Genomic DNA, 6,493 nt, shown 5'->3' with positions numbered 1-6,493 from the left:
TGGCCGCCGCCGCGGCCTGCGCCTTGGCCGTTGCTTCGGCGCGGGCCTTGCGCTCCCAGGCCTTGACGTTCTCCTCCCAGCGCGCCTTCTCGCTCGCCTCCGCCCACAGGGCGTTCATCGCGGCCTTGTGCTCCGGGGTGCCCACGACCTCCCCGGAACCGAACACGGCCTGTGCGAGCGCGCTGTTCCGCACCGAGGCCCTGTACGACAGCGCCTTCCGGCGTGAGCGGGGATCGGCGAGGTGTTTCGCCAGGCCGGCCTCCAACTTCCGTTCGCTCTTCCGGAACTCGGCGAGCCGCGGCCCGTAGACCGCGGGGTTCACCCGCGCCTTGGCCACGAGCTGATCGATGACGAACTGTCGTATCGCCAGGCCCTCGGAGAGGGTGGAGAGAGCCCCGCCGGCGCCACGTGGTCCCAGGCCCCTTGCCCGGCGTTCGGAAGACACGTTCTGCTTCCCCGTGCGGGTGATCCGGGGAGCGGGCTTGCCTCCATCGGGTGAGGTGGCCACCCGTCCCGATGGCTGCGGGGTGCTGGCGGTCGCGTTGAGTCCCTTCCCGGCGGACGCGGTGGGCATGCCGGACCCAGCCGCGTTGTGTGGCGTCCCGCCGCTCACCGAGCGCGACGAGGTTCCGGTTCCGGAGCGATTCGTCGACGTTCCGGAGGACCTGCCGGAGGCAGCGGACTGGGAGGCGGGTGGCGCGGCCTTGGCTCCGCTGCTCCCTCCCGGCTTGTTCGGCTTGTTCGGAGGCTTGGCAGGGCTGCCGCCGGCCTGGCCCGATCCGCCGCCACGTCCCTTGCCCCGGTCGTCGCCCCCGCGGGGATGTCGGTGTGCGACGCGACTCTCATGCTCGTCGAGCGACCTGAGGGCACGCTCGCGGGACTTGATGACCTTCTGCTCGCTCTTCTCCTGATTGTTGCGCGCGGCGTCGGCCTTCCTGCGGGCGGCGTCAGCGGCCTGACGGTGCTCGGGCCGACCCGTGCGCTCGGCTCGCTTCTCCGCCCGATCCGCCGCCCGCTCCGCACGCGCCGCATCCTTGCGCATCCGGTAGGCGCGTTCGGTCTGGTGGCCACCGGCTCCCCTGACGTAGGCGGCGGTAGCGTCGGCGGCCTTCTGGTCCGCCCTCCTGCTGTCTCGTTCGGCCTTCTCCGCGGCCTTGTGCGCCTCGCGCCTGGCCTCAACAGTGGGGAAAGGCCCCTGCGCGGCCCGCCGCGCATCGTCGGCGTTCTTCCGCGCCACGGCGGCCTGCTCGACCGCGACCAGGGCGTTCTCCCGGAGCTGGTTGACGCGTCCGGCGGCCCGCACGTCCGCGCGGGTCACCACCGAGCGCGCTGCGAGGTCGTGCCAGCGCACCCTCGCGCGCTGCCTGAGCTCCGCTCCCAGCGCGGCCACCGTGAGCACGCCCAGGAGCGACGCGGACGGGCCGGGGGGAACCGTCATCGCCGGCTGGCCCGGCGGCTTTGGCACGGCGACCTGGGCCTTCTTCACCGCGGCGTCCGCTCTACTCAGGATTTCCGTGATGTGACGCGTGATCTCGGCCTTCCGCCGCTTCTTCTCCGACTCCGAGCGGGGCGCGGGCGTGTTCCTTCTCCCGTCCTCCGGTGGCTTGCGCACCGGCGTGAGGCGCTCACCCTTCTCGTCGGGCAGTTCCCGGTCTTCGAGGTCCTCTCCCAGGTGGCGGCGGCTGCCCTCATTGGGGTCGGCGCGAATCCCCTCGACGTGGAGGTCGCCCACCAGGTTCTGGTTCGTGTCCCGCACCAACCGACCGCTGCTGTCCCTGCGATAGCGGAAACCAAGGTGCGGGGGCTGGCCGGTACTCACCCGAACACCAGGGGGCAGCTTGCCCACGACCTGGCCGTTGAAGACCACGAGCTGCTGGCCGGACTCCGGATCGTCTCGGAGGACGATTCCCCGCAACCAGGGCTTGTCCCGGTCCGGATCCAGCCCACCCGCCTGTCCTCCCGGTTGGCGGGGTGGCGGGGCCGCGTGGGCGCTGGCCCACCCGCCGAGGCCGGCCAGGGCCACGGCGCCCACCAGGACGCCGGCGGTGACGCGCTGGGCCATACGGTCCACGCCCAGGGGGTGCGGGCGCTCCTCGTCCCAGATGACGCGCGCGCTCATCGGGCCGCCCCCTTCGTGGTGGCGCGGTCGACGCGCGGGGCCTGGGGCTTGCCGGCGACGCGGTCCTTCCTGCCGGCGGGGATCTTGGTGGTCGTGCTCGCCCTGGTGCCCGCGCCGGGCTTGCCGGTGTCGGGCAGGACGCGGCAGACCGCCGGAGCGGGGTTGCTCGTCGCGGGGGCGCACCCGCCGGCACCAGCCGGGACCCTTCGCGTCAACTGGTTCAGGTGCTGGGGCAGGACGTCGCTCTTCGGAGCGATGTGCACCGGCCGGTGGGGCTGCGGCGCGGCCTGCTTCGGCGGCACGGGCTTGCCCTGCCGCGTCTTCGGTCCGGTCTGCTTCGGCGCGGCGGGCTTGCCCGGAGTGGCGCTCTTCGGCGTGCCCGGCTTGGTGTCACGGGGGTCGGTGGGCCTGCCACCGGGGCCGCGGCGCTGGGCGGCGTCCTTCTTGCCCAACGGCGTGCGGGCCTTGGGCTGCTCGTCCGGCGCCGACTCCGGAGCGTTCTGGATCACACCGAACAGGGTGTGGTGGCGCGGCGCCTCACCCGCGCGGGGAGCCTGCTCGGCCGGACCAGGGACCACCTTGCACACCGCCGGAGCCGGGTCGTCCGTCGCCGGGGCGCACTCGCCCCCGGACGGGACCGCGGCGCCGAACAGGGTGGCCGGGGGCTCGGGCGACGCGGGCGGGTTGTCGCGGTGGACCGGGCGCTCCACCCAGCCACCCTCGGGGCGCGGCGCGGGCTGCTTCGGAGCCGGAGACGGCGGCACCGGGACGGCGGGCGGCGACGGCGCCGGCGCGGGTGCTGGGGTCTCGACCGGGACGGGCACCTCGACCGGGAACGGCACCTCCACCACCGAGTGAGCCGGTGGCGCGGACGGGGCCGAGATCCAGGAACGGGGGACGGACGCGGCGGCGACCGGCGCGACGCCGACCGGCTTGCCGGCTGATCCCGCGGGGGTGGCCGGGGTCTGCCCCAGTCCGGCGAGCAACCGCGCCAGCACGTCCGGCGACAGCGTGTCGTCCCCGCCCCTGCCGTCCTGCGCGTCTCCACCCGCCCGGGCGGGCTCCTGGTCCCTGGGCACCTCGACTCCCCACGGCCCCCGCTCCTTCGGGGTGGCCGGGGCCTTCACCGCACCCGCCGCCGTCGGCCTCGGCTGGTCGCCGTCGTGGCCCATCACCATCGCGGTGGTCAACGCGCCGATCGCGAGGCCACCGCCGAGCGCGGCCCAGGTCCAGGCCGCCGGCCCTCGGCGGACGCGCTCCAGGCGCACGGGTTCACGGCTGATCTGCCGTCGTGGCATGAGGTCCTCCTCCACTCCTCGCCTCCGGGTCGGGGAGGCGGTCAAGGCGGACCAGAACCGTTCGAGCTGGTGTACGACAAGGGCGTTGCCGCAGGTCAGGACACTCTCGTACAGACGGGGACGCGCGGGTGCCGTGGCGGAGCACGCCGTCGACCGCTCATTCCGGCCGGCCACCGACCGGTGTGGGAAGCCGGAGGACACCGGGCGGGCGGCGATGTCGACCACCAGGTCGGCGACGTGGCGGAAGGGTGTCTCGAACGCCGCTCGCGGCCTGGCACGGCATCCGGCCAAGTGGAGCAACCCGGGACGAACCGGGTACCCGGGGCGGCCGCCCGCGGGCAGGATGCGATCTGGGGACTCGCGGCGGAGGAACTGGGGACTGGGGTGGTGGCGATGAGCCAGGGGACGGAGCCGCGCGCCGAGTTGGCGTTACTGGACCGGGCTGACACGGCGGAGGATTTCGTCGCGGCGATGCGTCAGGCCAAGGCCAGACTCGGCCTGTCGTTCCGGCAGATCGAGCACCGGGCGGCCCGGCGCGGACATGTCCTGCCCCACAGCACCCTGGCGTCGGCGCTGTCCCGCAGGACCCTGCCGCGTCCGGAGATCGTCGCCGCGTTCGCCGCCGCCTGCGGGTGCCCGGACGAGGAGATCCCCCGCTGGCTGGAGGCCCGACTCCGCCTGGCGACGCGGGAAAGCGCACCCTCGCCGGACACCACTCTGAAAGCTGGGGAGGAGCGGCTCCCCGAGACGGCTTCCACCGGGGAAGACCACCCGGGAAGCGCTTCGGAGACGGTGCCGGAGGAGCCTCAGGAGTCGCCTGCGGCCCCGAAGGTCCTGGCTCCCGCGCTCACCCCGCACACGGTGTCCGAAACAGCCACTGACCTGGTCGGACACGACGAACAGCACACGTCGGGCCGTCCCGCCGCCACCGCGGACGGGAAGGGGGAGCGGCGGGGCCAGCGCATCCTGACCGGGGTTGCGGCCCTTCTCGCCACGCTTGTCCTGGCGTGGGTCCTGGCCCCGGAGGGTCCGCCCACGCCGAACCCGGGGCACAGGCCCGAACAGGCCGAGCCGATGAGGCCGACCCACGACACGCCGACGCCCACCACGGGTGCCCACACCCCGACGCCGAGCACGTCCGCGGCCGCGAACACGCCGGTGCCGGAGGCACCAGCCGCCGTGCGGCCCCCGTCCTCCGCGCAGCGGGACGCTGACGCGCGGCCCGTCAACAACCAGCCCGCCCCGCCCCAGGCTCCGGCGGAGCCCCCACCAGCCCAGCCCGGCCAACCGGCGCCGACTCCCGCGCCCACGACCACGACCACCCAGCCGGCCCCACCACCCACCACGAGCCGAGGTGGGAGCACCGGAAGCACCGAGTGCAACTCCCCGGACGCGGGCAGCCCCGTCGGCCGTCCGGTCCTGTACTGCCCCAGCGGGTCCGGCGGTGGGGGATGGCCCCGGTGGTGACAGCGCCCGCCGAGCCGCCGGCGCACCGCCGCGTCGCCAGGAGGTCGACGATCGGCGTCGCCGGAGCCTGACGAAAGTCAAGGGTGGTCCACGGCGATCGTCAGACGAGGGAGGTCCTCCCGGGTTCCTACGGTCACAACGGATTGACCAGCGGAAACGTGGAGGACGTGTGATCACTGCTGGCGTGGTGGGCCTGGCGGCGGACCCCGGCGTGGACGGGGTGCCCGACATCAGCGTCGACTGGTATCGCGCGGTGACCGGTTTCGCGAAGGACGTGCCCGGCTGGGTTCAGTCACTGGTCGAGATCGGCACCGACGGCGTGATGCTGCTCTTCGCCGCGTTGTTCCTGGCCGGGTGGTGGCGCGCCCGGCGCGGCGACGGGCGCGCGATGGCGCTCGCCCTCCTGGGTCCGGTCGCCACGGTGGCCGCCTACCTGGTGAGCGAGGTCAGCAAGACGTTCATCCAGGAGGAACGGCCCTGCCGCGCGGTGGCGGGTGTCCTGACGGTCGCGGAGTGCCCGCCGCCGGGGGACTGGTCCTTCCCGAGCAACCACGCGACGTTCGCGGCCGCTGCCGCCGCCGCTCTCGTCGTGGCGTGGCGCCGGACCGCCTGGGTCGTGCTCCCCGCGGCGGTCGCGGCCGCCTTCTCCCGGGTCTTCGTGGGCGCGCACTACCCGCACGACGTGATCGTGGGCTTCCTCCTCGGCGTGGTCGTGGCCCCGCTGCTCATGCTGGCCCTGGCCCGGGTGTCGGGAACGCTGGTGGACCGGCTGCGGGAGAACCGGCTGCTCGCCAGGCTGCTCGTCGCCGTGCCCACGTCCCCGGTCGCCCCGACGCCGGTGGGCCGACGGGTGGAGGACCAGCCCACGATCCAGGTTCGCCAGCGCGACTGGCGTGACGGCGGGCGGTAGCCGCCGGGCGGCGGCTGGGGTCAGTCGGTCACGCCGGACGCGGGCACCAGCCCGGCCTCGTGGGCCAGGATGGCCGCCTGCACCCGGTTGCGGACGCCCAGCCGCCGCAGGATCGCGGTGACGTGCGCCTTCACCGTCCCCTCCACGACGTGGACGCGGCGGGCGATCTCGGCGTTGGACAACCCGGCGCCGAGCAGGCCCAGCACCTCACGCTCCCGGTCGGTGAGGGCGGCGGTCCGGTCCCTGGCGTCCGCGCCCCGCGCCATCCGCTGGTCGGCGAGCTCGTCGATCACCCGGCGGGCGACCCTGGGCGACAGGTACGCCGCGCCCTCGGCGGCCGCGCGCACCCCGGCGACCAGCTCGCGGGGGTCGCCGGTCTTGAGCAGGAACCCGCTGGCCCCGTCGCCGAGCGCGCGGGCGATGTAGCCGTCCTCGGAGAACGTCGTCAGGACCAGCACCGCCGTGGCGGGGGCGAGCCGGCGGATCTCGGCCGTCGCGTCGAGCCCGTCGAGCCGGGGCATCCGCACGTCCACCACGGCGACGTCCGGCCGGTGGGCCAGGACGAGGTCGACGGCCCGCCGGCCGTCCTCGGCCTCGGCCACCACCTCGATCTCCGGGTCGGTCGCCAGGACCGCCCTGACCCCCATCCGGACCACGGCCTCGTCGTCGGCCAGCACCACGCGGATCATGCGCTCGCTC

The 6,493-nt window shown here is 74.6% G+C and carries 5 protein-coding genes; 2 read left to right on the top strand and 3 right to left on the bottom strand.

Annotated elements, in window-relative coordinates:
• Together LX15_RS21530 and LX15_RS21525 are read right to left on the bottom strand one after the other, a co-directional pair.
• Positions 1-2,119: hypothetical protein (locus LX15_RS21530; protein WP_372502768.1), on the bottom strand; the 2,119-nt coding region annotated here is incomplete at its 3' end.
• Positions 2,116-3,417, bottom strand: a complete 1,302-nt coding sequence (locus LX15_RS21525) for a hypothetical protein (protein ID WP_253671433.1) — start codon at positions 3,415-3,417, stop codon at positions 2,116-2,118. The genes LX15_RS21525 and LX15_RS21530, both read right to left, overlap by 4 nt.
• 393 nt (positions 3,418-3,810) lie before the next feature.
• Between LX15_RS21525 and LX15_RS21520 the strand changes: the two genes are divergently transcribed.
• Both LX15_RS21520 and LX15_RS21515 read left to right on the top strand, forming a co-directional pair.
• Positions 3,811-4,884, top strand: coding sequence for a hypothetical protein (locus LX15_RS21520; protein WP_253671432.1), 1,074 nt, complete (start codon positions 3,811-3,813; stop codon positions 4,882-4,884).
• A 169-nt stretch (positions 4,885-5,053) separates the two neighbouring features.
• Positions 5,054-5,794 (top strand): phosphatase PAP2 family protein, encoded by a 741-nt coding sequence (locus LX15_RS21515; protein ID WP_253671431.1) that lies wholly within the window; start codon positions 5,054-5,056, stop codon positions 5,792-5,794.
• A gap of 20 nt (positions 5,795-5,814) precedes the next feature.
• On the opposite strand, the gene LX15_RS21510 is transcribed toward LX15_RS21515, so the two are convergent.
• Positions 5,815-6,483 carry a response regulator gene (locus LX15_RS21510; RefSeq protein ID WP_253671430.1) on the bottom strand — a complete coding sequence of 223 codons (669 nt, stop codon included), beginning with the start codon at positions 6,481-6,483 and terminating at the stop codon, positions 5,815-5,817.
• Between the last annotated feature and the right edge of the window lie 10 nt (positions 6,484-6,493).

Source organism: Streptoalloteichus tenebrarius (assembly GCF_024171885.1).
In the GTDB taxonomy this organism is placed as follows: Bacteria; Actinomycetota; Actinomycetes; order Mycobacteriales; family Pseudonocardiaceae; genus Streptoalloteichus; species Streptoalloteichus tenebrarius.
The sequence above is the reverse complement of the archived record's forward strand: the minus strand, read 5'-3'. Positions and strand labels throughout refer to the sequence as shown.